Source organism: Burkholderia sp. Tr-20355, from assembly GCF_017104685.1.
Lineage (GTDB): Bacteria > Pseudomonadota > Gammaproteobacteria > Burkholderiales > Burkholderiaceae > Burkholderia > Burkholderia seminalis.
The window spans coordinates 1-2,311 of record NZ_JAAGPK010000340.1 but is presented as its reverse complement, the minus strand read 5'-3'; the positions used below and the strand labels follow the sequence as shown (position 1 = coordinate 2,311).

At 71.1% G+C, this 2,311-nt stretch carries 1 protein-coding gene and 1 pseudogene; one reads left to right on the top strand and one right to left on the bottom strand.

Annotated features, from left to right (window positions below):
- On the top strand, positions 1–1,670 hold a 1,670-nt coding region (locus G3N62_RS35110; protein WP_206141527.1), incomplete at its 5' end, for a family 20 glycosylhydrolase.
- A gap of 151 nt (positions 1,671–1,821) precedes the next feature.
- Here G3N62_RS35110 and G3N62_RS35105 read toward each other — a convergent pair.
- A pseudogene (locus G3N62_RS35105) lies at positions 1,822–2,280 on the bottom strand (PTS transporter subunit EIIB); the annotation flags it as partial.
- Positions 2,281–2,311: the final 31 nt, after the last annotated feature.

The window sequence follows — 2,311 nt, the reverse complement described above, 5'->3', positions numbered from 1 at the left end:
CCGTCGCGCCGCGCCGGCTGCCGGCCGACATCGCGACGCCGGGCGGTTACCGGCTCGCGATCGGGCCGCGCGGCGTGCTGATCGAAGGCTACGATCGCGCGGGCCTCTACTACGGCGTGCAAACGCTCTACTCGCTCGTGCCGGCCGGCGGCGGCCCGGTCCCGGCGATGCTCGTCGAGGATGCGCCGCGCTTCACGCACCGCGGGATGCACGTCGACCTCGCGCGCAACTTCAAGCACCCGGCGACGCTGCGCCGCCTGATCGACCAGATGAGCGCGTACAAGCTCAACCGCCTGCACCTGCACCTGTCCGACGACGAAGGCTGGCGCATCGAGATTCCCGGCCTGCCGGAGCTGACCGAAATCGGCGGGCGCCGCTGCCACGACCCGGACGAGACGCGCTGCCTGCTGCCGCAGCTCGGCTCGGGCCCCGACAACCGCTCGGGCGGCGGCTACCTGACGCGCGACGACTACGTGGCGCTCGTGCGCTACGCGGCCGTGCACTTCGTGCAGGTCATCCCCGAGATCGACATGCCCGCGCATGCGCGCGCGGCCGTCGTGACGATGGAGGCGCGCTACCGGCGGCTGCATGCGGCCGGCCGGGACCAGGAAGCGAACGCGTACCGGCTGCTCGATCCGCAGGACACGACGAACCTGACGACGGTGCAGTTCTACGACCGGCGCAGCGACCTGAACCCGTGCGTGCCGGGCGCGCTCAATTTCGCGTCGAAGGTAATCCGCGAGATCGCGGCGATGCATGCGGACGCGCAGGCGCCGCTGCGCACCTGGCACTACGGCGGCGACGAAGCGAAGAACATCTTCCTCGGCGAGGGCTTCCAGCCGCTGAACGGCACCGACCCGAACAAGGGGCGTATCGATCTCGCCGCGCAGGACAAGCCGTGGGCGCGCTCGCCCGCGTGCACGGCGCTGCTCCAGCGCGGCGAGATCAAGTCGATCGACGAGCTGCCGACGCGTTTCGCGAAACAGGTGAGCGCGGCCGTCAGCGCGAACGGGATCGACACGATGGCCGCGTGGCAGGACGGCATCAAGCATGCGAACGGGCCGCAGGACTTCAGCACGCGCCACGTGATGGTGTCGCTGTGGGACACGATCTTCTGGGGGGCGTCGGACAGCGCGCGCGACCTGAGCGGCAAGGGCTACCTGACGGTGCTCGCGCTGCCCGACTACCTGTACTTCGACTTCCCGTACACGCTCAACCCGCGCGAGCGCGGCTACTACTGGGGCTCGCACGCGACCGACGAGTACAAGGTGTTCTCGCTCGCGCCGGAGAACCTGCCGCAGAACGCCGAAGTGATGGGCGACCGTGACGGCAACCCGTTCGAGGCGACCGGCACGGGCCCCGCGCCGCGCATCGAAGGCATGCAGGGCCAGGCATGGGGCGAGGTGATGCGCAACGACACCTTCCTCGAATACATGGCCTATCCGCGGCTGCTCGCGCTCGCCGAGCGCGCGTGGCACCGGGCCGACTGGGAGCTGCCATATGCGGCCGGCGTGCGCTTCAAGCGCGGCGACACGCATCACGTCGACACGGCCGCGCTGCAGCGCGACTGGGCCGGTTTCGCGACGCTGCTCACGCAACGCGAATTGCCGAAGCTCGACCGCGCCGGTGTCGGCTACCGGAAGCCGACCTTCACGCTGACGAATCCGTGACCGGCTGAGCCGTCGGGCGCAGCGCGCGGCAGTCGACTGCCACGCGCCGTCGCCCCGCTCCAACGAAAAACGGCTTGCGACACATCGCAAGCCGTTTTTCGTTTTACCGCCCGGCCGAACCCGCATCGCGGGTCGGGCCGGTTTCATCGCATCAGGCCGGCTGCGCGGCCGCCCCGCCGGCCGACGGCGGCAGGCGCGCGCCGAGCTGTTCGGCATAACGTGCGGCCGCGTTGCCGCAGACGATGTGGAACGTGTCGAGCGACACCCACGCGACGTCGAGCGCACCGAGGCGATCGCGATCGACCGCCGACGGATCGCGCACGACGACGCGCAGGCGCGTGGTCGCCACCGCGTCGAGCGACGCGACGTTGGTCGCGCCGCCGAACACCGCGAGCCAGCGCGTCGGCTCCGGATCGAGCGGGCCGGCCGCCGCGCCCGTGACGGGCTGCGCGGCGGCGGCCGGCGCGGCCGACGCGGCACCGGTCGCGCCGCTGCCGATCGCGGCACGCATTTCGTCGGCGATGATGTCGGCCTCCGGCCCGATGATCACCTGCACGCTGTTGCCGCCGCGCTTGAGCACGCCGCGCGCGCCGATCGACTTCAGTTCAGGTGATCATCGGGCCGGAGGCCGACATCATCGA